Genomic DNA, 26,018 nt, shown 5'->3' on the forward strand with positions numbered 1-26,018 from the left:
GCGATGCTGAGCAAAGCCCAGTTCAAGGGGCATCCGATCCACCCCATGTTGGTCTCGTTCCCGATCGCTTTCCTTTGCGGGGCGCTCGGGTTCGACGCCGCGGCGAAGTTACTGGACTGGCCCGGCGGTCGCGGGCCGGGGGCTTACCTCAGCATCCTGGCCGTCCTCTCGGGCCTGGTCGCGGCGGTCCCCGGGATCATTGATTTCCTGCACGTCGTGCCGCCGAACAGCTCGGGGTACTCGCGTGCCAGGCAGCATATGATCATCAACGGGTCGGCCCTGGTGCTCTTCGCGCTGGGGTGGATCTTCCGAGATTTGTCGACCCTGGCCCCCGGCCTCGGCACGCTTGTGCTGGAGGCGTCGGGGGTCGGCCTCATCACCTGGGGAGGCTGGCTCGGTGGGACGCTTGCCTACCGCAACCAGATCGGCGTCGACCATCGCTACGCGGGGGCGAGCCGCTGGTCGGAAGAGAAGATCGATGCCAAGCCGGGCTCGCCGGTCGTGGTCGCTCGCGAGGGGGATCTGAAGGTTGACCAGATGAAGCTCCTGCGGATCGGGGAGAGGCGGATCGTCCTCGCCCGCACCGACCGAGGCTACGCCGCGTTCGACGACCGCTGCTCGCACAAGGGAGGGCCGCTCTCCGACGGCGCACTGATCTGCGGCACGGTTCAGTGCCCCTGGCACGGGTCGCAGTTCGAGGTCGACACCGGCAAGGTCAAGGCCGGACCGGCCGAGGCCGCGATCGCGACCTATCCTGTCGAGGTGGTCGCCGGGGAGGTCCGCCTGAGCCTGTCATGACCCGGGCCTTTTTGTTTCCGCTGACCTACGCCTCCGCGTCCGTCAGTCGTCGGCGTGGAGGATGACTCCCGGGTTTCCCCGGGAGAAAAGGAGGCTGCGATGAGCAGGACGGCACGTCTCGCCCGCGAGGAACCCCGCACCCACGCCGGTCTCGTCGACCAGGTCGAGGCATTGAGCCGGCCTCTGCAAGACTCACGCGACCTCGACCCCTTGATGGAAGCGATCGGCGACTCCCGATACGTCCTCCTGGGCGAGGCCTCGCACGGCACCTCGGAATATTACACGTGGCGGGCCAGGATCAGCCAACGCCTGATCCTGGAGAAGGGCTTCTCCTTCATCGCGGTCGAGGGGGATTGGCCCGACTGCTATCGCGTCAATCGTTACGTCAAAGGGATGGACGACGTCACGACGTCCTCGCGCGAGGCCCTCCACGCCTTCGAACGCTGGCCGACCTGGATGTGGGCCAACGAAGAGGTCCTGGCCCTGGTCGACTGGTTGCGCGACCACAACGAGGCAAGTCCCCAGGACCAGCGGGTCGGATTATTCGGCCTGGACGTCTACAGCCTCTGGGATTCGCTCTACGCCGTGATGGCCTACCTGCAACGGACTGACCCCTCGGCCCTCGAGACCGCCTGGGAGGCGTTCCACTGCTTCGAACCCTTTGGCGAGGATGCGCAGGAGTATGCCCGCTCGACCCGGTTCGTCTCCAAGGGCTGCGAGGAAGAGGTCGTCGCCCTTCTCCAGGAACTTCGCAGGAAAGCGATCTCGCACGCCCGGCTGGGCGACGGTAGCGAGGCCCACTTCGAGGCCGAGCAGAACGCGTTCGTGCTGAAGAACGCCGAGGCCTATTATCGGGCCATGATCCGCGGAGGCTCGGGATCCTGGAACGTGCGCGACGCCCACATGACGGATACTCTTGACCGCCTGATGAAGCACCACGGCGAGAACGCCAAGGCGATCGTTTGGGAGCATAACACCCACATCGGCGACGCTCGCTATACCGACATGGCCGAACAGGGGGAGTTCAACGTCGGTCAGCTCGTCAGGGAGCGTCACGAGCACGAGGGCGTGGTCCTGGTCGGCCTCGGCTCGTACCAGGGGAGCGTCATCGCCGGCAAGCAGTGGGACGCCCCGATGGAACGGATGCGAGTCCCCCCGGCCCGCGAAGGGAGCTGGGAAGATGTCCTGCACCAGTTGGGCCAGGACGACAAGCTGCTCCTGCTCTACCCCGGCCGTCGGTCACGCGACCTGCTCGAGCCCCGGGGCCATCGGGCCATCGGCGTCGTCTACCGGCCCGAGTACGAGCGCTACGGCAACTATGTCCCCACGATCCTGCCGCATCGCTATGATGCCTTCCTGTATTTCGACTCGACGCATGCCCTCCGGCCGATGCGAGAGGTCAAGCCTCTGCAACGCGAGGAGCTGCCGGAGACGTATCCCACGGGGATGTAACCCCTGGCTCATGAAAGGGCGGGCTGTTCATGGCGAAGAAGACTGCGACGTCGCCCAAGCGACAAATCAAGAACGCCGACGAAACCCCGAAGATCTACGAGCTCGAGGTCTTCATCATCGACGGCCCGCTCTCGCCATCATTCCTCAAGAAGTTTCGCGTGGTCGCAAGGACGATCCTGATCAGGGGCGATCAGACCCTGCAGCATTTGCACGAAGCGATCTTCGACGCCTTTGGGCGTTTCGACGAACATATGTATGAATTTCAGTTCGGAAATGGTCCGATGGATCCGCATGGGACACGCTATGTGCTCTCCGTCGTCGCCGATGATCCAATCGGCGAGGAAGACGGCATGAAGATCGGCGGGGCCGTGGAGCGGACCACGATCGACTCGCTCGGACTCAAAGTTGGCGATCCGTTCGGCTACTGGTTCGACTTCGGCGACGACTGGTGGCACCAGATCAATGTCGAGGGCATCGAGTCGAGGGAACCTGAAGGCAAGTACCCGCGGTTGATCAAACAAGAAGGGGACAATCCGCCCCAATATCCCGACCTTGAAGAGGAAGAGGCCGAAGCCGAGGCACCCAGGCCGAAGCGGAAGCCCAAGACCCCCAGGAAGCCTGCGGCGAACAAGGCTTCCACGCCGACCGAAGCGGCGAGCAACGCTCGGAAAAACGCGGTAGATGCGGAGTCGACTGCCGAGGCGAAAACCTCGGCAAAACCGGAGGTGGCCAAGGCGAGCCCAACGGCGAAGACAACCAAAGGGGCCTCGAAACCGAAGGCGTCTACCACTACCACGAGCGCAAAGAGCAAGACGAGCCCTGGTAAGGCCGCCAAGAAGGCGAAGTGATCGCGAGGTCGATCACTCTCGGCAAACCCCGAATGAGGGTGGGGCCGTAACCCCACCCGATGACCTTCGACATTGGCCGTTTCGCCGCCCAAATTGAGTGGGTCAATCAGAAGAGCGCCGAGGCCAGTTGACGCTGATAACTGCTGACGACGTCCGGGTCGTTCAGGACCTGGAAGATTTCCACCATCGTCTTGCGGGCGGGCTCGCGGAGCCCCTCCTTGTTCCGCTCGACCAGGTCGAGGCAGATATCGAGGGCCTCGGTGTACTCGCCGTGGGCCGCGAGGGCTAGCGCAAGCTTGTACCTGGCCTGCAGATCCTTGGGGTTGGCTTCGACTGCCTGCCGGCAGGACGGGATGTCGCCGGAGGCCTCGGCCTTGGTGCGGAGCGAGAGCTCCGTCTTGAGCCGCTCGCCATCTGGTTCGAGCAACTCGCGGGAGGTGAGGCCATCGACGATCGCGCGGGCCTCGGCGATCGATTCGCGGGCCAGGAGGCGGTGGGCGAGGCCGACCTTCGCCTTGAGGTTGGTCGGCTCGAGGTCGATCGCCTCGCGATACTTGAGCTCGGCCCCGGCCGGGTCAGACTCTTCGAGTTGCTGGGCTTCGGCGAGGAGGGCCTCGGCCTGGCTCGGGAAGAGCCCTTCGACCCAGGCGCGGATCGCCTTTTCGGGGAGGACGCCAACGAACGAGTCGATGATCTTGCCGTCGCGGAAGCCGAAGACGGCCGGGATCGATCGGACCTGGAGGCCCGCCGCGATCTCGGGGGCACGCTCGGTCTCGATCTTCACGAGGGAGAGGCGGTCGCCATGTTCCTCGGCGATCTTGTCGAGGATGGGGCCGAGGATCCGGCAGGGTTGACACCATTCCGCCCAGAAGTCGACGATGACCGGGCGCTGCTTGGAGACCTCGACGACGTCGCGCTCGAAATCAGCCGCATCGAGCGGCATGGATGGGGAGCCGTGTTCACTCATGTTGCGGGGCGCTGCCAGCTCGGGCCGTTGGAGAAATTGAGGACGAGCCACATCGCCGACGCGGAAACCGCTTCGAGGCTTCCGCCAGGCTCGCTCGTCGCCCTTCTATGGGAGCCGCGACGGCGCGGGGTTCCGTCCGTCGCGACCCTATTCCTCCACTGTCGGCTCTCCGAGGCGAATCCGCAAGCTCGGTTCCCGACCTCAGCGGACGGGCGGATAGTAGTAGTGGGCCAGGTCGCGGTAGTACGAGCCGCTCATGTAGGGCCAGGTCCAGGGGTCGTAAGCGTGGCCATAGGGACGGCCGTAGAACGGGAAGTCGTTGGAGCCGTAGCCGGCATAGAGGCGAGCCGGGCCGGCCCAGGCGGCATAGTAGCTGTACGGGGGCGTGGGGGTGGGGGCGTACGTCGTCGACGGGTAAGCATAGTAAGACGAGTAGCTCGTGACGGTGCTGGCGGGGGCGCCATACGTCGTCAGCGGCCCGTAAGTCGCGGCCGAGGACGAAACGGGGCCGCCATAGGTCGTGACGGGAGAGCTATACGTGACATATTCCTGAGCGTCTGAACGCGCGGCGGCGACGAACATCGCGGCCTGGATGAGTAGGACGGCACCGAACATCCGCATGATGGACCTCCTGGTGGCGAATTCAAGCAAGCCCTCGGCACACCGGGCGGGTCGTACCCGTTGACGACCCGAAATAGGATCGAGTTGGACCTCGCGAGGAGGGACCACGAACCACGATTCCCAGATCACCGGTTTTTCGCCGAGGCAAGGTATGCGAATTTTACGCCATTAACCCAGATTATCGAGTTTGCGAATGCGAGCAAGAGGGTTGTCTGTGAAGAATGGGAGGTTTGCGAAGCAAGGGATGATGTTCCGAAGCGGGTTAGCGAGCCGTCATCTTGCCGTTGACGAAATCGAGGACATGCTGGAAGGGGACGCTGCGGAGGGCACCAAAGTGCTCATGCTTGGCGAGTTTGGAGCGGGTCGTCGTGGGGGTGGTCAAGCCGCAGAGGAATCGGGCGAACTGGCGAGGACGTCTGAGGGCCGGATGGTTCTGATCCTGCAAGGATCTGAATAAGGCAGCTTCCTGAGCGCCGAGCTCACGCGGGAGTTGTGGGAGGAGCGACGCCGGGGCCATCCCCAGGCAGTGGGCGCAGTGCCCGCACGGCTTTCGGAGGATTTCGCCGAAGTGGGAAAGCAAGTGCCTGGTGAAGCAAGAGGTGAGGCTGGCGTAGCGCAGGACGTCGTGAACCCGCTCGATGTCGCGTCGTTCCCGTTCCTGGAATCGCACAATGAGAGTGCGTGAAAGCGAGTCGATGTCGTCCTCTCTCGAAGTCCGTCGGTAGCCATGACGGACGCCCGAGAGTTGGAGGAGCAGGTCCCCCTGCTCTTCCAGGTGATTCAGGGCGGCGAGGATCCGCTCTCGGGGCTCGTTGAGGGCCTCGGCCGTCGCCTTGATGCCGAGCGTGAACCAGGTCCTCCCCTTCTGTGCCCGGAGGAAGATCCGCTTGAGGAACTCCGCGCGGTTCTCGTCGAAGCGGGCGAGGATCTCCTTCGAAGGGTGCAGGGGCTGGAATTTGTACTCGTCGAAGAAAGGCCCGGTCGCCTCGATGATGCCTTCGAGCTCCAGGTAAATCAGGAGCGTCTGGACGACGAGCTGGCGGATGTCATGGCGCTGGGAGAGGTCATAGACCGAGACGTCGAAGACGGGGCCGAGCCCAAGGATCTCACGGATGAACCCTTCGATGGCTTCGGGGTCCGGCGTGTCACCATACGTGAAGTTCTCGAGCGGGATCACGTCCTGCTGGCAGACGAAGAGCTCGCAATGGCCCGGGCGGCCGTCGCGCCCGGCGCGGCCGATCTCCTGGACGTAGTTCTCCAGGCTCTTGGGAAGGTTGGCGTGGTAGACGGATCGGATGTTTGACTTGTCGATCCCCATGCCGAAGGCGATCGTCGCCACGACGAGAGACGAGTCGGAGGTCATGAAGCGATCCTGGATCGCGTGCCGGTCCTCATCCTTCAGGCCGGCGTGATAGGCTTCGGCATCGAACCCCTCGTTGCGGAGCCGTTCGGCCAGGTCCTCGGCGGTCTGCTGGAGGGTCACGTAGACGATCGTCGAGCCGGAATCTGCGTACTTCAGGCGCTCGATGAGTCTCTCGCGGCGATCCTCGTCGTCGAGGCAAGGGGTGACGTGGAGTTCCAGGTTCGGGCGATGGAAGCCGGTCAGGACGACGTCATCCTCCTGGATGTCGAAGACCTGGGCGATGTTCCGGGCCACCGAGGGGGTCGCCGTCGCGGTGAGGGCGAGGACCCGGCCGACACCCAGGCGTCGGGCCACCTTCGCGAGCTTGAGGTAGTCGGGCCGGAAGTTGTGACCCCACTCGCTGATGCAGTGCGCCTCGTCGATCGCCAGCAGCGAGATGCGCTGGGCCTGGAGCATCTGCAAGAACCGCTCGCTCCCCAGGCGCTCGGGGGCGACGTAGAGGAGCTTGATCCGGCCCGCCCGCACGTCGGCAAGGACCCGCTGGGCTTCCCCCGCCTCGAGCGTCGAGTCCAGCCGGGCGGCCGGCACCCGGCACCTGGCCAGGAAGTCGATCTGATCTTTCATCAGGGCGATGAGCGGCGAGACCACGACCGTCAGGCCGTCGAACAGGAGCGCGGGCAACTGGTAGCAGAGGCTCTTTCCCCCTCCCGTCGGGAAGATCGCCAGGGCCGATCGCCCGTCGAGCAAGGCGGCGACCACGCGGTCCTGCCCGGGGCGGAAGTCCCGGAACCCGAAGCGATCTCTGAGGGCCTCCAGCGCGCGTTCGGTCTCTTGCATCGATCGATACTCGGCCAGGGCCAGCGTCGAGGGGAATGTCCCTCCGATTTCTCGAAGGTATGAATCGTACCGTCAACCTCCGATCAGGTCACGCGATCTGCCTCGAGACAGCGGGACATCTCGGCGTTTCGCCACCAGGCCGAGGCCGATTCCTGACCCCAGCAGGCCGAGCATTCGCAGTCGCCCAGCGCCAGCTCCAGGAAGTTTGCATTGGCGTAGCGATCGCCCTTATTCTTGGCCAGGCAGCGCATCACGACGCGTTCGAGGTCCGCCGGGATGCCCTCATAGACCTGAGAGGGAGGCACGACCGGATCCCTCGCGTGGGCGATCATGGCCCGGATACCGTCCTCCTCGTCGAAGGGAGGTTGGCCTGTCAGGAGATAATACGCGACCGCTCCCAGCGAGTAGATATCGCTCCGCTCGTCGAGCTCAACGCCCCCCTTCGCCTGCTCGGGGGACATGAAGAGGGGCGTGCCGAGGACCTGGCCTTCGCCGCTCAATTGGGGGATGCCGGCCCTCGCCATCGGGAGGACGAGGCCGAAGTCGAGGAGCTTCGCCACGTCGTGCATGCCGCCCCGCCTCGAGGCGAAGATGTTCGAGGGCTTGATGTCGCGATGGATCAGGCCCGAGGCATGGGCCTCGCGCAAGGCCAGGCAGACCTGCCGGAGCAGGTAAATTGCCCGGCCCGGAGGCAAGGGGCCATGCCGCTCGACGAGGTCGGCCAGGCTCAGGCCGGGCAGGTATTCCATGACATAATAATACGTGCCGTCTTCGGTGCGGCCGTAGTCGTAGATCTCGACCGTGTTCGGGTGCGAGAGAGTGGCGGTCAGCCGGACCTCGCGTTCGAAGCGGGCCAGGGCCCTGGGATCTTCCACGCTTCCGGGGCGGATCAGCTTCAGGGCACAAGGTCGTTTCAGGAGCTGGTGCTCGGCGAGGTAGACCTCGCCCATCCCTCCTGCTCCGATCTGACGTCGGAGGCGATACTGGCCGAGTTCCCTGGCCTCGGCGACCTGCCTGCGGAGTCTGGTGATTGCGTAGGCCCCGAAGGTCGAGCCGATGGCCACGATCCCGAGGATCATCGCGTCGAAGGTGAACAGGAGGAACCGCGACGTCCCGTTGATCCTCCAGGCCTCCCAGAGCCAGCCCATGGCCTCGGGGTGCGTCAGGCAGAGCATCGAGAGCGTCGCGAACGGGAGCGCGGCGAGCGTGACGACCACGGGGGCGACCCGCCGCCAGGTCTTCGGGACGTAGAGCCCATAGGTGATGATCAGGACGCAGGTCACCAGGACGATGTTCTTAACCGACATCTGGGCCATCATCGGCTCGTCGCGCCGGGAGAAAATCAGCACGATCCGATACTGGACGATAGCGACCCGCGTCGCGAGCATCCCGATCATCCCCAACTCCAGCCATCGGAGCCTGGAGATCGAGATCGGCCTCGGGCTCGACACCAGGGCGATGACCCCGGCGAGCGCGGCGATGACGCAGCCGTCGAGGACGTGCAGTACCCGGTCATTGTCCCCGAGCAGGAGGCATCGCCAGGTGGTGGCCATCACCAGGATGAGGATATAGATCAACGGGAGCTCGCGCAGGCGCGCCCGCACGACCGACTCGGTCTCGGAGATCGGTTGCGTCCTGAGCCCCGCCACGATCGCCGCCTTGGAGAAGCCCCCGGGGTCGCCAAGAGGGTCGGTCCCGCTGTCGAATCGGGTCGCGGGCCCGTTTTGCCCGAGCCTTCGCCGACGCCTTGGCCAGCTCTCGGTCTGATCGATCGCCTCCGTGTCTTTCGAAGGCTCGGGGGCCGTCATGAAGCCCTCGGCGGCCGCCTTCTCGTCCTCTTTGAGGAGCTGCTCGACCTCGCGCCGAAGTTCCATGTCGGAGCCACAGACCTTGGCAACCCACTCGGTTTGCTGCGGGGACGGGACCAGGAGGGCGCCCGCGAAGGTCTCCTCGATCTGCTTCCAGCGTTCGGGCGTCATCACTCCTCCTCCCTGAGCTGGCTCCTGAGCCAGGCCCGCGCAAGTCGCCAGTCTCGCTCGACCGTGACCTGAGAGACGCCCAGCGCGGCGGCGACCTCGGCGACAGTGAGTCTGCCGAAGTAGCGCAAAGTCATGACCTGGGCCTGCCGTCCGTTCAGCTCGGCGAGGCGGTCGAGTGCCTCGTGGACCTCGGTGACGTCCAGGCCTTGCTGGTCAAGGTCGTCCAGGACGAGGTCCAGGGGGAGCCTGCGCCATCCTCCGCCTCGACGGCCGGCGGATCGGCGTCGGGCGTGATCGATCAGCACCTCACGCATCGCGCGTGCGGCCGACGCGAAGAGGTATTTGCGATCCGTCGCCTTGTCCTCGAACTCGGAGTCTCCCATCAGGCGGATCACCGCCTCGTGGACCACGGCGGTCGCCGAGAGGGTGTGATCCGATCGCTCCTTCCGCATCAATCTTGAGGCGACCTCACGCAGCTCGCCGTAGACCAACCCGATGAGCTCGTTCCGCGCCTGTTCGTCGCCCGCCTGAGCCTTCCCCAGGATGATCGTCAGTTCTTGCCGTTGCGCGGATGCCATCGCCCCTCCATCGACTGGCCGTTGCTTCTCGATCTCCCTCGACCCTCTCCCGCCCCGGCGCGAGTTCGAACCCGTCATATACGAGACCATGCCTTGCCGGGTGACGATGCTTGTTCGAATTCTTTAGGAAATCGTCCGGAATCCGGTTCGCTCACGTTGATTCGAATACGTCCAGGCCGCCTGTTTTGATCATGACTGCGAGCATCGACAACATTGGCCCGGCGTCTTCGCTCGCCATAGATTGACGTAGCCTTGAATTCGTGTGGTTACGCGGATGCGAGGCATAGCTCGGTCGCAACCTTCTGCCGTGCCGTGAGATCGCCTTCGATGCGGGTCGGTTCTCAACCCGTGCAAGGCTGATCTCCGAGTCATAGACCGCAGTCCTCGGCGACCCTTTCTCGACCCGAATCTCAGATTTCTCAGCGAATTCGCCGGTTCATGGTTTTGCTCGACTCCTCGTGTTCTTCCCGCAACGAGGCTGCATCAGAAAATTGTGGCAATGTTCACTTGTGATTTTGATAAAATCGATGATGCATTGATGAATGCGGCTGGTCGGCTCGTCATGGAATGAAGCGTAACCTCATGGCTCCGCTGAGGACGTCGTATGCGCGTCATCCCGGAGTGGATTGCTATATCAGGCCGTCCTCCCGTACCTTGCGGAATTATTCGCTCGAACAATAGCCAGGGTCAATGATCCCACCTGTGTGCGACCCTTCCGGCCCCTGAAGATTGTGATTGATGATTGAATGAAAAATAGCGATCGCGTCTCAAAGACGTGGTCCCGTGTGTCCAATACTTCGACACGGATGTATCCAGATCGTAGGCCTTGACGTTTCGACGACATCAAGTTGGATGTCCAGGCCCGGCTTGAGCTTCGAATCGTCTCGATGCTGGTCGAGAGGGGTTGCCGCTGTATCCCTGGAGTTTTTTCATCGCGTGGATTTGGAGAGGAATGGCCGCGAAACGTCCTCGATTGCGATGCAGCGTTCGTAGGATCATGGGCGTTATCGCAATCCTCGCCCTGATTTTCGGGATGAGGCAACGATCGAACGCCTACCACGGTCGAGCCGAGGCTTATGACTGGACTGGATGACATTCCACACGCGAAGCATGATCTTGATCGATGGTCGGTTCGTCGATCGTGATCCCGTCGCGAGGGCCCGCGACGCATGGGCGGTGAAGTTGGCCGAGAAATACTGGAGGCTGTCCGACTTCCCCTGGCTCCTCCCCGGCCCCGACACTCCCCCGCCCCCGAAACCCTCCCTGAACTCACCCCGACCCTGTAGCCATGGGGCGACCCATCGGCTCGACGATTCCCGCTAAGGCAGTCGTCCCCTCCCGCCTGGACGTTCTTCTGGGCGTTGAATTCATAAAAACATGATATTGTAATCTAAATTAATGAAAATAAAAAATTATATCAAATAATATTGGAAAAATGTTTGAAATACGGAGTTGGCACTCCTGATGTCACCTCCAGGCATTGCCCTCCTTGGGTATGCGGTCGTTGGCATCGGCCAGGCCCGATAAGACTCCCGCAATTCGGACATCACGGACGGAAAAGTCACGCTCCTTGAGTGCCGTGACACCGACCTGACACTCGAATGGCGAAGTGGGCTGGCCATAAGGGTGGCCTGGCTCTCGCGATATATCCGCGGGCCCAGGACGACTGCGCACCTCCCGACCTGGGTGTCACCGATTCCTATGAAGGTTTTCGCGGACGGTTTCCGCAAGGACGGTAGGGAGTCGGCAGGAGGCTCCATCTCCAGATCGAGATCGCGAGAATGGGTGGAGATACGATTACCTCCTCGGACCTGGCCAGATGCGATAGCTTTCGGGAATTTCGACGTGGCATGTCCGTTCGAATTCACCGATGGCGATCCCCAGTCGGGGGGATTGAGATCCCCTCGAGGTCCCGATGAGGGATTCGAGATCGATTCCAGCCCCGTCGTCGACGGGGCCAGGAAGGAGGGCGTATGCTCACGCGAGATGAGTTTTATGTGCAGAATTACCTGAATCCTCCGCGTCGGGGGCATGCGGTCGTCATCGGCGGGAGCATGGCCGGGTTGATGGCGGCTCGGGTGCTCTCGGGGCATTACGAGCGGGTCACAGTGCTCGAACGCGACGAGCTGCCCGACGAGCCCGCGCCTCGCAAGGGGCTGCCGCAGGCCCGCCATGCCCACGGACTGCTGGAGCGAGGGCGTAGGATCCTCGAATGGTATCTGCCCGGGGTGGGCGAGGAGGTCCTGCAAGCCGGCGGCGAGATGTCGGACGCGACGCGTGACCTCGCCATGTTGTCTCCGGCTGGTTGGTACTTCCAGTGTCCCAGCGACATGGTGATGCTCGCCTCGAGCCGGAACTTGCTCGATTGGGTCGTTCGCGAGCGTGTCCGGTCCATCCCCAACATTCGTATTCGAACGGGCATCGACGTGGTGGGCCTCGTCCGCGGCGAGGGGACTTATGCGGATGTCGGCGGCGTCCGAATTCGAGCTTGATCGGAAAGACGCGGAAGCGAGCCCGACGAGGAGCCTGTGATCGTCGCTGACCTCGTGGTGGTGGCGTCGGGCCGGCATTCCCGGCTTCCCGAGTGGTTGACGGAACTGGGGTTCGCCGCGCCTCGGGAAACGGTTGTGAACTCGTTCCAGGGATATGCGTCCCGCATTTACCAGCCCCCCAAGGAGCGTTGCGTCGGCTGGAAATTCCTGTACATCCAGCAGGCGCCGCCGGACGAGCCTCGAGGAGGCCTCGTCTCCGTCATCGAGGATGGCCGCTGGCTCGTCTCACTCATCGGCGGGGACGGAGATCGGCCGCCAACCGGCGAATCGGGGTTCCTCGCCTTCGCCCGCAGCCTCCGGAGCCCGGCAATTTACGAGGCGATCAGGGACGCTGAGCCGCTTTCGCCGATCTTCGGACACCGCGGCACCGAGAATCGGCTCCGGCATTACGACCGGCTTTGGCGGTTCCCCGAGGGACTCGTGGCACTGGGCGACGCGACCTGCTCATTCAATCCGGTTTATGGCCAGGGGATGACCTGTGCCCTGATCGGCGTCGAGGTACTGGACCGCTGGCTTCGGGAAGGAGCACTCCACCTCAACTCGGCGAGTACCAGCGAATTCCAGCGGAGCCTCGCGAGGGCGACGAAACCGGCCTGGTCATTCGCCACCGGGGCGGACTACGGATTCCGGACCGTCGAGGCCCCCAGGCAGGCTAGAAGTGCCAGGCTCATAGGGTGTTACCTGCGGCTCGTCATGGGGGCGAGCACGAGGCGGCCCTGGCTCCGGGTCCGGTGGGCCGAGGTCCTCCACATGCTCCGACCGCCCCTCGCCCTGGTCTCGCCTCGTGTCGTGGCCACCCTGATCTGGGACTGGCTAGCGACCCGGAAGGCTGAAGGAGCGCGTTCGCGGGCGCCCGGAGCTTCGGGCGAGCCTTCCGCGGTCTTCGGCGGCCGTCGCGACGCGTTGAGATCGGCCTGAGAATCCGGGGGCGGGCCGAAGTCGCGCCGAAAGCGTTGAACCCGCGGGCGAAGACGCGTCGGGTGTTGACGGCCTGGATCTCCTCGCCCCTTCGTCAGGCACGAACCGTAAATCTTGTGCATGCGTTGGTTGTGTCCTGCTTGAGAACACTTGCCAAGAAAGTCTCGAATCGCCTAAAAAGGAGCGGGTCGTGGACGATTTCAGGTTGCTCATCGGCGGCGGGCTTGTGAAGGGGGCGGGGACCCTGGACGTGATTAATCCGGCGACGGGGAAGGTGTTCGCCAGGGCACCTCGGGCGAACCGGGCCCAGCTCGACGAGGCGGTCGCCGTCGCAAAAGGGGCCTATCCAGCGTGGTGCAGCCGCCCGACCCGGGAGCGAGGCGACTTGCTGCTCAGGCTGGCGGAGGCCCTCGAGGCCGAGCAAGGGACGTTCGCCGAACTCCTCACGATGGAGCAAGGCAAGCCCCTTCCGCACGCTCGCGACGAGGTCATGCGGGCGGCGGCGATCCTCCGGTTCTATGCCCGGCTCGACTTGCCGCTGAAGGTGCTGAAGGAGGATGAGCGGCAGCGTGTGGTGCAGCAGAACGCGCCGCTGGGCGTCGTGGCGGCGATCACGCCCTGGAACTTCCCGGTCATCCTGCTGATGTTCAAGGTGGGCCCGGGGCTCTTGGCGGGAAATACGATCGTCGCCAAGCCCGCTCCGACCACGCCGCTCACGACGCTCAGGTTCGGCGAGCTCTGCGCGAGAATCTTGCCGGCGGGCGTGTTCAACGTGGTCGTGGATCAGAACGACCTCGGCTCGGCCCTCACGAGCCATCCCGACGTGGCCAAGGTCGCCTTCACCGGCTCAACCGCGACGGGCAAGAGGGTGATGGAGAGCGTCGCAGGCAGCCTGAAGAGGCTGACCCTCGAACTCGGCGGCAACGACGCGGCGATCGTGCTCGACGACGCCGACCCCGGCGAGGTCGTGCCCCGGCTCTTCGCAGGCGCGATGTTCAACGCGGGCCAGGTCTGCCTCGCCATCAAGCGATTGTATGTCCACGAATCAATGTACGACGCGGTCTGCAACGAGCTGGGCAAGCTCGCCAAGAGCACCGTCGTCGGCGACGGCATGGCTCAGGACACCCAGATGGGGCCGATCCAGAACCGGATGCAGTTCGAGAAGGTCAAGGACTACCTCAGGGATGCCTCGAAGCGCGGCAAGATCGTCGCGGGCGGCCGGGCCGTCGAGGGGGGCGGGTACTTCGTCGAGCCGACGATCGTCCGCGACATCCCGGACGATGCCAGGATCGTCCAGGAGGAGCAGTTCGGCCCGGTGCTCCCGGTCCTGAAATACACGGACCTCGACGACGCCATCGCCCGGGCCAACGACACGAATTACGGCCTCGGAGGCTCGGTCTGGACTTCGGATCCGAATCGGGGTTTCGACGTGGCAGCCAGGATCCAGGCCGGGGTCGTCTGGGTCAACAAGCACCTCGACCTGACGCCGGACGTCCCGCTCGGCGGGGCCAAGCAGTCCGGGATCGGGGTCGAGTCGGGCCGCGAAGGGCTCGAAGAATTCACCCAGGCCACGATCATCAACATGGCTAAATAGCCGGTTGATGATGTTGCCTTTATTGATCGGAAAGTCGAGATGAGGATCGAGATGAAGAGCGTTCTTAAAGCGGTCGTGCCGTCGAGTGGGCTCCTGTTCGTCGCGGCCCTGGCGCTGGGAGGCCTGCCCTCTTGGATGCCCGTGGGCCTGGCCGACTCGAAGACGGTGGGGCCTAGCGAGGGGCAAGGGCGGATCACCCAGGTGTCGGTCATCAACGCGTTGATGATCGGCCGGTATGACGGCGTGATGCCGATGGGCGAACTGCTGCAACTCGGCGACTTCGGGATCGGGACGCTCGACCACCTCGACGGAGAGATGCTCGTCCTCGACGGCCACGCGTATCAGGTCCGCGGCGACGGCAAGGTCCTGGACGTGGGCCCCGACAGGTCGACCCCGTTCGCGGTCATGGCCCGGTTCAAGGAGGACGGAAAGGTCTCTTGCCAGAAGGTCTCGAGCCTCTCCGACCTCGAGGCTCGCCTGGACTCGGGCCTGAAGCGCAGGAACAACTTCCTGGCGGTCCGCGCCGAGGGCCGGTTCTCTTCGATCACGCTGCGGAGCGTCAAGCGGCAAGAGCCCCCTTATCGTCCCCTCGGCGAGGTGGCCAAGACTCAGTCGGTCTGGACGCATGAAAATGTGAGCGGGACTCTCGTCGGGTTCCGCTGCCCGGCCTGGGTCAAGGGGCTCAACGTCCCCGGGTATCACTGGCACTTCCTCTCGGACGACCGGAAGGTCGGCGGACATGTCCTCGACTGCCGGACCGACGAGGCTCGGGTGAAGTACCACATCGGCACCGACTGGCAGATCAAGCTCGACGACTCCGACGCGTTCAACGAGGAAAACCTGGGCGTCGATCTCAGCCGCGACCTTCATCGGGTCGAGAGCCTCCGCGGCGTCGAGCCCGCGACCGAGGCCAAGGACGCCAGGAAAGACGAGCCCAAACGCCCGTAGGGCGATACCCCTCGCCGCACCGGCCCTCATCGTGACCGGACCCGGAGGCGGCGAGGCCTTTTGCAAGACATGTGTTAACGGAGGATGCGATCATGCGACGAATCGGCATCGTCAGCTTCCCTTCGCCAGGCCACTACTACCCTCTCACGGCCCTGGGCCGTCGGCTCCAGTCTCGCGGCCACGAGGTGGTCTACTTCCAGGTCGGCGACGTCGAGGCACCCATCAGGGCGGCAGGCCTGACGTTTCACCAGATAGGCCAGCAGGATTATCCGCCGGGCCGGGTCAAGGAGTTGAACGACGAACTCGGAAAGCTCGATGGATTGGATGGGCTGAGATTCGCGATGTCGCTCCTCGTCCGGACCGCCAAGATGATCTTCCGGGACCTCCCCGGGGCCATCCGGGAGGCCGAGGTCGACTCGCTCATCGTCGATCAGGTCGAGATGTCCGGCGGTACGGTTGCCGAATACCTGGGCTTGCCCTTCGTCAGCGCGGCCGCCGCGTTGCCGATCAACCTCGATTCCACCGTCCCGTTCGTCTCGTTCCCGTGGGCCCACAGTTACAGCCCGCTCGCCCGGCTTCGGAACTTGATGGGCAACGCCTTCTTCAAGCGGATGGGCCGTGTCCATCTGGAGGCCATCAACCGGCAGCGACGAGCCTGGGGTTTGCGGACGGCGCCCGGCATGAACGAGCTCTTCTCGGAGTTGGGGCAGTTCGCCCAACTGCCGGCCGGCCTGGAACTCTCGGGTCGGCGCGTGCCTCCCAACTTCCACTACACCGGCCCCTGGACCGACCCCGAGGCCCGGGCCGCGATCGACTTCCCCTGGTCGCGCATCGACCCGGCACGGCTGTTGATCTACGCCTCGATGGGGACACTACAGAACGGCGTCTTGCGTCCCTACCGGATCATCGCCGAGGCCTGCGCGGGGCTCGACCTGCAACTCGTCATCTCGCTCGGAGGCGGCCAGGATCCGTCCGCGCTCGAGGATTTGCCCGGTGACCCGATCGTTGTGGGGTACGCGCCGCAGCTCGAACTCATCCGACGCTCGGCCATGACGATCTCGCACGGCGGGTTGAACACGGTGCTCGAGTCGCTCGAGAGGGGGATCCCGATGGTCGTGCTGCCCGTCACCAACGACCAGCCAGGAGTGGGGACGCGCGTCGAATGGTCGGGGGTCGGGCGATCGATCCCGGTCGGTCGCCTGACGGCTCCTCGGTTGCGATCGGCCGTCTGCGAGGTGCTCGGCACTCCCGCCTTCCGCGAGCGGGCCGAGGGGCTTCGGACTCGCATCGAGGCCGCCGACGGGCTCAACCGAGCCGCGGCCATGATCGAGACGGCGTTCGGCTCCCGTCCCCGTCAGCCTGCGTCGTCCCTGCGGCAGCGTGCTGGCCTGACGAGGTCTTGAGGCACTGAGTGGTCAATGCGAGCGGCCGATGTCCGGTGCGTGGTGGGCGCACCGGACATCGGCCGCTCAGTTTCGAAGGCGGGCCTTCCGACTCGTCGCGTCGCGAGTTGCGAACGTACCTCGATCCCTGGCGCACGCCTTCGCGAACGCTGCCCGAGGATGGCGACCCGGTTATGTCCGATTGTCGCGTCGTGCTTGTTGCCAGGGCATCCCGTGCCCTTGGAGTGTAGCGGCTCGTTGGGGGAGGTGGAGGGGAAAGCTTGGCTCGGGGGGCGTCTGGGATCGGTATCGAGCCGGACGAAAAGCAGCTTGTTGTCCGGCTCGCAACCGCAAGAGCGAGGAGGTTGAGGGGGGAATCTCGCGCGGAACTCTCGATGATCAATCCCAGGCGTGGCCCTTCTTGGCGAGCCGCTGGCAGACGCCGTCGATCACGTCACGACAGGTCAGGGCGATGCTCGCCTCCTGGGGACGTGACTCGTTCCGGGGAAACTCGACGGGGACCGTCGGCTCCAGCCGCACGGAGGCGTCGACACGAACGATGGGATTGAACAGCGTTTCGACTTGCAGAGACATTGCGCCCTCGCATGAGCTGGATGAATCGTGGGACGAAACCTCGTCCTACAAGAATCCGTGCCGGATTCGGACGCCTCGGCCTCGGGACGGGAAGTCGGCACGAGATTGGAGAGAAACGGACCAGAGGAGCTTCGTCAGAGAGGCATCAGCAGGAAGGTCGTTCGACCAGCGCCGCGCTGCTCGGATCTCGGCGACTTGCGCCTGAGGGGCCGAGCTATTTGACTGTTTGGGGGCCAATTCCGTCGCCCTTAGCATCTCATCGGCTGGACTGACGGCAAGCTTCACCGTCCATCAAGCCTTTCGATTGTCACTGTTATAAGGATACACCCTTCACGAGAAACTAACGCGCGTTTCGTCCCGAAGTGACGCCATACGCCCTCACTTTTTGCCGAATTGTTGCACTTTCGCATCGATACCTCCAGCCGGGCCACCCGAGGCCGAATCGCGGCCCGGTTTTCGGATCGTGACCGCGATCGAAGACGACCTAGGGTAGTCGGAATCGCCGCCGACCGGGCGCAACATATCGACTTCAAACGGCCTGGCCACGCTGTTGCCCGCGAGGTCCTCGAGCTCGGTCGAAAATGCCAGGCGATAATCCCCCTCGCCCCAGGGCTGCTGGGGTGAGAAGCGCCAACGCGAGTCGTCCTGGTCGATCGTGACGCGGCCTTCGACCGGTTCTCCGGAAGGGTCGAGGACGGCGAAGACGCGGTCGAGCATCGCTCGATCCAGCGGTTCCGGGAAGCGCAAGACGAGTTCATCTCGTCCCCCGGCGGCCGGCGCAATGACTTTCCAGGACTTGGGGTCGGGTTGCCGCTCATCCATGGCGTCGACCTTGAAGGTCTTGCGGTGGCCGACTCGCATCGGTTGACCCGAGGCATCGGGCCATTCCTCGTCCACTACCAGTATGTACGTCTTTCCTTCCAGAAAGATCGGTCCTTCCTCGAGCCTGGGACGAAGTCCGCGCTTGATCCGGCCGGGATCGAGCAGGAGCGTGAGCCGGGTCCCGCTCGGATCCCAGAGCTCCTCGCCGATCTCCAGGAATGGCAGCTCGAGCGCCTTGCCTGCTTCATCCAGCAGGCGGACGCGACGATAGGCTTCGCCCCTCGCCATCGGCTGCGAGAAGTGGAGGTAGAACTTGAGGAGGTTCTCGGGAGGATGATCCGTCGAGGGATCGACGCGGGTGATTTCGCTCGGCGGGGCCTTGGCGGATGGCTCGATCAGGATCGCTTCGGAGGTGACGTCGGCGAGTTGCGGCGAGGCCGGGCGAGGCAGGTGTGATGGGCGAAAGCGGGCCCGGAGGCGGAGGCCTGCATCGATGGGGAACCTGGGCTGAAACCGGAGGACGTCGTCAACGACCCGATAGGAACCCAGGATCGGAGGCGGCTCATCGTCTGAACCTTTGGGGGCAAAGACGGCGACCGAGAAGAGCTCGGCCCAGCGTCCCGTCTCTCGCGGTTCGTTCGCGAGGCTTTTGAGGTTGCCGGCGTCGATCCCGAGGACATCGACGCTGGCGGGGGTCTTGGGGGTGGCCCGGTTCCATCGGATGCTCGCGGCGGTCGAGGGCGCCGGACGTTGGGGAACGTCCGGCGCGTCGGCTCCGAGCGAAATCAGGACAACCAGCAGGCCAGGCCAGTGGTGTCCGTGAATCATGGCAGGGCGATGGTCTCGAGGTTCGAGCTGCCGGTCGGGGTCTGGACGAGGATCAGGGCGTGCTCTTTGTCGAGGCTGTCGAGCTGGGTGACGCCCTTCAGCTCCGAGAGGGTGTCGTAAGACAGGCCTTCCTTATCCTTGACGGGGCGGTTGATGCCCTCGGCCTTGTCGACGTTGTCGGGGTTGATCTTCATCACACCCCTGGCGCTGTTGGCGAGGAGTAGGTAGTCCTTGCCGTCCTTCTTGTAGACGATCAGGTCGAGCGGCTTGTTGCGGTTGCCGAGCTCGGCGACGGTCGTCCCCTTGATGTGCTTGCCGTCCTTCAGCGACGCGACCGGGATCTTGACCAGCGGCGTGCAGGTGTAGGCGGCCAGCAGGTACGACTCGCCGTTGACCGAGTACGGGGTGAACGTGCGAACCGGCGACTTGGTCTCGAGCCGGCCGTGGGCCCCGTGGTAGATCTCGACAGTCGAGCCCGTGCCCTTCTCGGCGAACGGGTAGGGAACGGCCAGCAGTCGGGAGGAGAACTCCTCGTTCGAGAGGCCGGCGACGAACACGCGGCCATCGACGAAGGCGACGTCGGTGATCACGTCGCTACGCGAGGTCCTCGGCCCCGTGGCCGTCGATGGGTTCGGGATCTCGGCCTTGGCGAACGGGATGTTCTCGAGCGAGACGACCTCAACTTTGCCCGCGCGGTCGACGCGGACGAGGACCGGAGAGGCTTCCGGGCCGGTTCCACGAGAAACGCTCAGGTAAGCCTTGCCGGAGGCCGGGTTCACGGCGAGGTCGTTGATCGTGATCTTCTTGGCCGTGGTGCCCAGCAACCCCGCGATCTTCTCGTCGATCCCGTCAACCTTGATGGCCGAGCCCGCGGAGTCCGGCTGGCGGTCGCCCGTGTCGATGGCGAAGAGGGCCGCCCCCTGCGTGTCCGCGAGGAAAAGGACGCCTTCCGGCCCGAATGCGATCGGGCCCGCCGACTTCAAGTCGGGAGCCCCCTTGCTCAGGGCCGCACCCCAGGACGTCGAGCCCGCCAGCGCCAGCGCGGCTGCCGCCGCCAGCAACGTTCGCGACTTCCGCATCGTCTCATCCCTCCGGTTGAAGTTTCGCAGATGCCTATGTCGATCAAAATGATCGACAATATCAGGATTATCGCCTGGCCGGATCGAAATGCAAGAGACTTGTCGACGGATGGAGGACGCTTCGCGGCGTTCCGGCCATCGGCTCGAACCAAGGCGTCCCTGGAAATAGCGTCAGCCGTGGTGCCCCCTGCCCCTGTTTCCCGGCCCGACTTCGTACAAAATCACGGCATTGTGAACATGAAAACACTAGTTGTCATCACGGCCGGACGAGCGTTTGTTCCGGCCCATCAGCCACTTGAGGATCATGACGCCCACGAGGAGGAAGACGAACGGGAGGACGGTGATCGCGGTGACCAGGAGGACAAAGAACAGGGTTTCAAGGACCGCGTCCTCGCCCATGGGAGAAGAACCTCCGACAACTCGTCGCCTTCGAGTCGCGTCAACCGAGATTGTTCGTGTTGACCGTCCGCTTCATCGAGTGGGAATCGGTGAGGGGCCGCATGGGAATGAGCCGGCGACTTCGCCCGACTCACCGATCCCTTGAGTTTGGACGATCCCGATATTGGGTCAAGGGTCTACCGAAGACTTGGCCTAGGAATCGAGGAACTCGAGCCTGGCCCGCGAGGGATGGGTCTCCTCGCGATGGGCCAGGCCGGAGACATTCGGGCTTATCGACATGCCCTGAGGAAGGCGATGAGGTCGGCGAGCTCGTCGGAGGAGAGCTGCTGCTCGAGGCCGGCAGGCATGACGGAGACGGTGCCGGGGCGGATGTCCTCGATGTCGTCGCGGGGGATCCGCACCTCTTCATTGGGACCGGTCGCGAGGAGGACTTCCTCCGAAGTATCCTTGCGCGGGATGCCGTTGTGGACCTTGCCGTCCTTGGTGGCGACCGTCAGGGGCTCGAAGCTCCGGACGAAGCTCGCGCTCGGGAAGACGATGGCCTCGAGGAGATCCCGTTCGGTGCGGATCTGGCCGACGCGCGTCAGGTCGGGGCCGACGTGGCCCCCGACATAGCCGATGGCGTGGCAGGTGACGCAGGCCGCCTTGGAGCCGTTGAAGACCTCCTGGCCGCGCCGGACGTCGCCGCCGGTGACGGTCGCGAGCATGCTCTCGAGGCGGGCCGACTGCTTGGCGATGTCGACGTTGATCGTACGGTAGAGCGCCTCGGCCTCGCGCTGGACGGGCTCTCCGAACTTGGCGAGGCGGGGACGCAGGGCGTCGGGGCGGAAGGACGTGAGGCCCGGCGACTCCTTGAGGGCGGCGACCAGTCGGAGCCCGAGGGCCTCGTCGGTCGAGCGCTCGAAGGCGCCGAGGAGTCGATCCAGTTCGAGTGGCCCGGCGGTCTTCACGTCGTCGCAGAGGCTTGCGACCTGCTCGGGGGAGAGTTGACCCTTGGCGAGGACGTCGGCCGCCGTCCTCCGTGTGATGACGGGTCGATCTCCCTGCAACTGCTCGCGGAGGAACGCGAAGAGGGATGGGCTGACCTGTCCGGGGCCTTGCGGCATGGCCGCGAGCGCGTCGAGCCGGACCTCGGCCGGGATGGACGCGTTATCCGCGATCCCGATCAAGGCCTTGCCGACCGCCTCCGCCTTGGCCTCGGCCAGCGGGAGGGCTCGTGCCGTGGCGACCGCGCCACGGATGGTGGGGACGTCGGCGGAGCCCAGGGCTTTCGCCAGGCCCTCGACCCAGCGCGGGGGGACGGCCTTGAGTTTAGAGAGGGCCATCGCCTGGAGGACAGCACCGCGTTGGGCCTCCGTCGTGGAATTCGCGAGGAGGCGGTCGGCGATCAGCTCCTGGATCGGGGGATTCGAGGCGAACCGGGCGAGCAGCCTGGCCGTCTCCTGAGCGACGTCGGGGGGGAGTTCGGGCTGGTCGAGCTTCTTGCCGAGGACGCCGACCAGCGCCGTGCCCCAGTCGGGATGGCGGGCCAGGACCCAGGCGGCGGTCTCCTTGAGTTCGTTCGAACCCCCGCTCAGTTCGCGGACGACCTCCTCGGGCTTGAGCTTGCCGCCGTCCATCTGGTCGATGGCGATCAGGGCACCTCGGCGGACGCTCGGACTCGTGCTGGCGAGCCCGGCCGTGGTCGCGCGAGGGTCGTCGATCTCGATGAGGGCGAAGACGAGCGAGTGGTCGATGATGCGGTCGCTCGGATGTTCGAGGGCCTTCAGGATCGCGGGGACGAAGGACGCGTCCCCCACGCGCCCGAGGGCCTCGGCCGCGGTGCGTCGGACGGCCGGGGTCGAGTCGTTGAGGGCCCGGGCCAGCAAGGGCGCGGCGTCTCGATCGTTGCGGACGCTGATCGAGTGGATCGCGGCGTGACGAACCGAGGCATCGGTCTGGCCGGCAGCTTCGCGGACGAGGGCGCGGGCCTCGGGGCCGTCGATGCGGGTGGCCGTCCAGATTGCGTCGCGCTTGAGCGAGGCCCCTGAGTCGCCTTGGATGATCGGCTCGAGGGCCTTCACGGCCTCGGGGCCCTTGCGCCCGAGCGTCTCGATCGCACGCTTGCGGACGGCCGGACGGGGGTCGGCGAGCAACTTCGCGAGGTCGCCCGCGCTCGACGAATCCCAGGCGATTTTCAGGCCCCTCGGATCCGAGACCGCGGGGGCATCCTTGCGACGGACCCTGTAGATGCCGCCGAGGACGTCGGGTTTGCTAAGCTGCGAGGTGGGGCAGCAGAGCTTGTACCAGCCGCCGGTGTCGATAACGACGAGGCTGCCGTCGGCGTCCTCGAAGACGTCGGTGGGATGGAAGTCGAGGTTGGGCGACACCAGGAAATCTTCATCCTTGCTGCTATACGTCGCACCGCTGGGCGTGAGCGTATGCCTGGTCACCTTTCGCAGGTTGAAGAGGCAGGTGAAGAGGTCATTGCGGTATTCGGGGCCGAACGCCGTGCCGTCGTAGGTCGTCAGGCCGCTCGGGGCCGCGGGGCCGAGGTGGGAGAGGACCGGCATCAGGTCGGGGCTGGTGTGCGGGTGGTTGTCGGTGACGTCGTGGACCTTGCCGTAGAGGCCCCCGTAGATGGCGTGGATCAAACCGTCGCGATGGCCGCCGCCGGGGTTTTGCAGGAACGTGGTCGAGAAGATCCGCTCCCCTTCCGGCGTGAAGACGACGTCGACGGGGTTGTCCATGCCGCCGGTCATCACCGGCTCGATCCCCGTCCCGTCGGGTCGGCATCGGAAGATATGAGCGGCCGTGGTGACGAGGGGCTTCTTGCCGGGCCGAGGATACGTCTGCTCGGCGAAGGCCCCCTTGCACCAGTAGATCCAGCCGTCGAGCCCGAGGTAAGGCCCATGCAGGTCATTGGCGCAGCCGGTGAGGGTCTTCCCCTGGAACCACTCGGTGCGGGTATCGGCCACGCCGTCGCCATCGGCGTCGGTGAGCTTCCAGATGCTCGGGGGGGCGGAGACGTAGAGAGAGCCGGCGTACCAGAGGGCCCCCTCGGGGAACATCATGCGGTCGGCGAAGACGGTCGAGCGGTCGAACTTGCCGTCGCCGTTGCTATCCTCGAGTCGGACGATGCGGTGGGTCCGCTCCTCGACCTGCTGCTTCACCGGCGCATTCGAGCCGGACGAATCCGCGACGTAGAGCCTCCCCTGCTCGTCGAACGAGCCGACGATCGGCCGATCGACGAGCGGGCTGCCGGCGATGCGCTCCACGACGAAGCCGTCGGGAACCGTGAAGGTACGCTCGCCGAGCTTGAATTCGGCGGCCTCGGTCGTCATGAGGGGAGATAGGAGCAAGGCCGCGAGCGGGAGACGCGAGGAGGTCCAACGGCCGAGGCGTCTGAGTCGCTTCATCGTCATGGAGATCCCTAAGGTATGGGTGGCGTCGCGGAAGAAAGAACGGACGGCGTTCAGCCTTCGGCCGAGAGGGGGAAGCGGATGGCCCGACCCTCGCGCTGGGAGCGATAGATGGCCGTGAACATGGCGACGACGTTGCGACCGTCCTGGCCCGTCACCATCGGCGGGCGGCCTGCGAGGACGGCCTGGAGGAATTCGCGAATCTGGAGGGCGTGATAGTGCGTCGTGGCGCGGACGGTGCGGAACCGCTCGCGGTCCTCGGCCTGGAATTCGGCAAGCCGGTGCTCCTCGCCGGGGATGGTCCAGACGTCGTTGAGCGGCGGCTCGGCGATCTCCGAGACCCCCGCGATGAACGTGGCCCCTCGGTCCGTCTCCACGCCGACCGACGCCCCGCTCGTGCCGTGGATGTGGACCTTGGTGTAGAGCCCCGGCCTCTGCGAGAGGCTCGTGACGATCGAGCCGAGCCCGCCCCCTTTGAACCTGACGTTGGCGACGGCGGTGTCGTCGACTTCGATCTCGGGGTGGTTCAGGTTGGCCCAGTTGCCGCTGATCTCCTCGACCTCTCCCATGAACCACTGGAGCAGGTCGAGCTGATGCGGGGACTGGTTGACCAGCACGCCGCCGCCTTCCGTCGCCCACTTCCCGCGCCAGGGGTCGGACTGGTAGTAGGCCCCATCGCGCCAGCTAAACATCGAGAACACGCCGAGGGCCGGCTTGCCGATCTTCCCTGCGTCGATGGCGGCCTTCATCCGGAGCACCGGCTCGAAGAATCTGCGCTGGCTGATGACCCCCAGCGTGATCCCGCCGGCCTTCGCGGCGGCGAGCATCGCGTCGCAGTCGGCCAGGGTCGCCGCCATCGGCTTCTCGATCAGCACGTGCGTCCCATGTTGAGCCGCCTTGGTCGCGGCCTCGGCGTGGAGCGGGTGGGGCGTGCCGACGAGGAGGACCTCGACCCTGGCCTTCTCGAGCATCGTTTCGAGGTCGCCGAATCCTTTGGCGCCGTAGCGAGATGCGAATGCCTCGGCACGATCGGCCGAGGCATCGCAGACGGCGACGAATTCCGACTCCGGCAGCTCGGCCAGGGCCTCGGCGTGGATCTGCCCCACCTTGCCGCAGCCGACGAGGGCCGTTCGGAGGCGTTCCATCTCAAGACCCTCCGAAATACTTGTTTCCCATCAAGCGTAGGAAGGCGAGGGACTCCGCCATCTCCTCCATGCCGTTCATGCCGTCCTCGATGCTGACCCAGCCCTGGTAGCCTTGCTTCGACAGGATGCTGAAGATCGTATCGAAGTCGTTCAGCCCCCGGCCCGTGACACCGTGTCGCAGGTTGGCCGAATAGCCGAGGGTGCCGTCGGTCTGCCGCAACTCGTCGAGCGTGGTCCCCTCGGCGAGGTACCTGTCGCTCGCGTGCATGCTGACGACCCGGTCGGCGACGAGGCGGAGGAGCTCGATGGGATCATCGCCGGCGACGATCGCGTTCGACGGGTCGTATTGCACGCCGAAGTGAGTTCGGTCGGAGATCGCGTTCAGCAGTTCCAGGAAGACATCCTGCTTCTGGGCGAATTCGGGATACTTCCAGAACCCATCCTTGTAGTGATTTTCGAGGCCCAGGACGACGTCGAGCTCGCGGGCGACGGGTAGGACCTGCTCGATGCAGGCGACGACCCACTCGATCCCCTGCTCTCGCTTGACCTCGGGATAGCGCTGGCCCGAGAGGACCCGGCAGACCGAACGCGGGCCGCCGAGCCTCCGCGTGACCCGGATCATCTCGATCTCGCGATCGATGGCGCGTTTCCGGCCGTCGGGGTCGGGGTTCGTGAAGTCGGGCGAGCAGCAGAGCATCGGCATGGCGAAGCCCCCCGATTGGAGGGCCTCGTTCACGCGGTCGAGGTACGAGTCATCGAGGCTGGTGAAGAACCCGTCGTACATCTCGAGGCCGTCGGCGTCGAGCGACTTCGCCATCTCGACCCAGTCGAAAAGGCTCATCGTTCGGCTGCCGGCGATATCCTCGAGGTAGCACTTCGGGAAGGCCGAGATTTTCAGCGGCACCTGTCAATC

20 protein-coding genes are annotated in these 26,018 nt (G+C 65.0%); 8 read left to right on the forward strand and 12 right to left on the reverse strand.

Annotation, left to right across the window (positions count from 1 at the left end; genetic code table 11):
• Positions 1-3 precede the first annotated feature (3 nt).
• The 3 genes from ACOYYX_RS27425 to ACOYYX_RS27435 all read left to right on the forward strand — a co-directional run bounded on the left by ACOYYX_RS27425 (position 4) and on the right by ACOYYX_RS27435 (position 3,098).
• Positions 4-798, forward strand: a complete 795-nt coding sequence (locus ACOYYX_RS27425; RefSeq protein WP_422925631.1) for a DUF2231 domain-containing protein — start codon at positions 4-6, stop codon at positions 796-798.
• A gap of 99 nt (positions 799-897) precedes the next feature.
• Positions 898-2,250, forward strand: a complete 1,353-nt coding sequence (locus ACOYYX_RS27430; protein WP_422925633.1) for an erythromycin esterase family protein — start codon at positions 898-900, stop codon at positions 2,248-2,250.
• A gap of 29 nt (positions 2,251-2,279) precedes the next feature.
• The gene (locus ACOYYX_RS27435; RefSeq protein WP_422925635.1) at positions 2,280-3,098 is read left to right on the forward strand and encodes an IS1096 element passenger TnpR family protein; all 819 of its coding nucleotides are present in this window, start codon (positions 2,280-2,282) and stop codon (positions 3,096-3,098) included.
• Between the two features lie 106 nt (positions 3,099-3,204).
• Here ACOYYX_RS27435 and ACOYYX_RS27440 read toward each other — a convergent pair whose 3' ends face one another.
• The 5 genes from ACOYYX_RS27440 to ACOYYX_RS27460 form a co-directional block, all read right to left on the reverse strand.
• Positions 3,205-4,041, reverse strand: a complete 837-nt coding sequence (locus ACOYYX_RS27440) for a tetratricopeptide repeat protein (protein ID WP_422925637.1) — start codon at positions 4,039-4,041, stop codon at positions 3,205-3,207.
• 225 nt (positions 4,042-4,266) lie between these two features.
• Entirely contained in the window at positions 4,267-4,686 is a 420-nt protein-coding gene (locus ACOYYX_RS27445) for a hypothetical protein (protein WP_422925639.1), read from the reverse strand.
• Between the two features lie 262 nt (positions 4,687-4,948).
• Entirely contained in the window at positions 4,949-6,886 is a 1,938-nt protein-coding gene (locus ACOYYX_RS27450; protein ID WP_422925641.1) for a RecQ family ATP-dependent DNA helicase, read from the reverse strand.
• An 83-nt stretch (positions 6,887-6,969) separates the two neighbouring features.
• Positions 6,970-8,865 (reverse strand): serine/threonine-protein kinase, encoded by a 1,896-nt coding sequence (locus tag ACOYYX_RS27455; protein ID WP_422925643.1) that lies wholly within the window; start codon positions 8,863-8,865, stop codon positions 6,970-6,972.
• Positions 8,865-9,443: an ECF-type sigma factor gene (locus ACOYYX_RS27460; protein WP_422925645.1), complete on the reverse strand. Its 579-nt coding sequence runs from the start codon at positions 9,441-9,443 to the stop codon at positions 8,865-8,867. Before ACOYYX_RS27460 ends, ACOYYX_RS27455 begins: the two co-directional genes overlap by 1 nt.
• 1,973 nt (positions 9,444-11,416) lie before the next feature.
• On the opposite strand from ACOYYX_RS27460, the gene ACOYYX_RS27465 reads away from it, so the two are divergent.
• The 5 genes from ACOYYX_RS27465 to ACOYYX_RS27485 all read left to right on the forward strand — a co-directional run bounded on the left by ACOYYX_RS27465 (position 11,417) and on the right by ACOYYX_RS27485 (position 16,858).
• A complete protein-coding gene (locus tag ACOYYX_RS27465; RefSeq protein ID WP_422925647.1) occupies positions 11,417-11,935 on the forward strand; it encodes an FAD-dependent oxidoreductase in 519 nt (172 codons plus the stop codon).
• A gap of 36 nt (positions 11,936-11,971) precedes the next feature.
• The gene (locus tag ACOYYX_RS27470) at positions 11,972-12,913 is read left to right on the forward strand and encodes a hypothetical protein (RefSeq protein ID WP_422925649.1); all 942 of its coding nucleotides are present in this window, start codon (positions 11,972-11,974) and stop codon (positions 12,911-12,913) included.
• A 190-nt stretch (positions 12,914-13,103) separates the two neighbouring features.
• Positions 13,104-14,507 (forward strand): aldehyde dehydrogenase family protein, encoded by a 1,404-nt coding sequence (locus tag ACOYYX_RS27475; RefSeq protein WP_422925651.1) that lies wholly within the window; start codon positions 13,104-13,106, stop codon positions 14,505-14,507.
• A gap of 51 nt (positions 14,508-14,558) precedes the next feature.
• The gene (gene budA / locus ACOYYX_RS27480; protein ID WP_422925653.1) at positions 14,559-15,455 is read left to right on the forward strand and encodes an acetolactate decarboxylase; all 897 of its coding nucleotides are present in this window, start codon (positions 14,559-14,561) and stop codon (positions 15,453-15,455) included.
• Positions 15,456-15,547: 92 nt separating this feature from the next.
• Positions 15,548-16,858: a nucleotide disphospho-sugar-binding domain-containing protein gene (locus tag ACOYYX_RS27485; protein ID WP_422925655.1), complete on the forward strand. Its 1,311-nt coding sequence runs from the start codon at positions 15,548-15,550 to the stop codon at positions 16,856-16,858.
• A 378-nt stretch (positions 16,859-17,236) separates the two neighbouring features.
• On the opposite strand, the gene ACOYYX_RS27490 is transcribed toward ACOYYX_RS27485, so the two are convergent.
• The 7 genes from ACOYYX_RS27490 to ACOYYX_RS27520 all read right to left on the reverse strand — a co-directional run bounded on the left by ACOYYX_RS27490 (position 17,237) and on the right by ACOYYX_RS27520 (position 26,009).
• Positions 17,237-17,431 (reverse strand): hypothetical protein, encoded by a 195-nt coding sequence (locus ACOYYX_RS27490; protein ID WP_422925657.1) that lies wholly within the window; start codon positions 17,429-17,431, stop codon positions 17,237-17,239.
• A gap of 378 nt (positions 17,432-17,809) precedes the next feature.
• Entirely contained in the window at positions 17,810-19,081 is a 1,272-nt protein-coding gene (locus ACOYYX_RS27495) for an Ig-like domain-containing protein (RefSeq protein WP_422925659.1), read from the reverse strand.
• The gene (locus tag ACOYYX_RS27500) at positions 19,078-20,160 is read right to left on the reverse strand and encodes a hypothetical protein (protein WP_422925661.1); all 1,083 of its coding nucleotides are present in this window, start codon (positions 20,158-20,160) and stop codon (positions 19,078-19,080) included. Before ACOYYX_RS27500 ends, ACOYYX_RS27495 begins: the two co-directional genes overlap by 4 nt.
• Positions 20,161-20,406: 246 nt before the next feature.
• Positions 20,407-20,559: a hypothetical protein gene (locus ACOYYX_RS27505; protein WP_422925663.1), complete on the reverse strand. Its 153-nt coding sequence runs from the start codon at positions 20,557-20,559 to the stop codon at positions 20,407-20,409.
• Between the two features lie 269 nt (positions 20,560-20,828).
• Positions 20,829-23,957, reverse strand: a complete 3,129-nt coding sequence (locus ACOYYX_RS27510) for a PVC-type heme-binding CxxCH protein (RefSeq protein ID WP_422925665.1) — start codon at positions 23,955-23,957, stop codon at positions 20,829-20,831.
• A 56-nt stretch (positions 23,958-24,013) separates the two neighbouring features.
• A complete protein-coding gene (locus tag ACOYYX_RS27515; RefSeq protein ID WP_422925666.1) occupies positions 24,014-25,105 on the reverse strand; it encodes a Gfo/Idh/MocA family protein in 1,092 nt (363 codons plus the stop codon).
• A 1-nt stretch (position 25,106) separates the two neighbouring features.
• Positions 25,107-26,009, reverse strand: coding sequence for a sugar phosphate isomerase/epimerase family protein (locus ACOYYX_RS27520; protein ID WP_422925668.1), 903 nt, complete (start codon positions 26,007-26,009; stop codon positions 25,107-25,109).
• Between the last annotated feature and the right edge of the window lie 9 nt (positions 26,010-26,018).

The organism is Singulisphaera chitinilytica, from assembly GCF_049331405.1.
Classification (GTDB): Bacteria; Planctomycetota; Planctomycetia; order Isosphaerales; family Isosphaeraceae; genus PoT.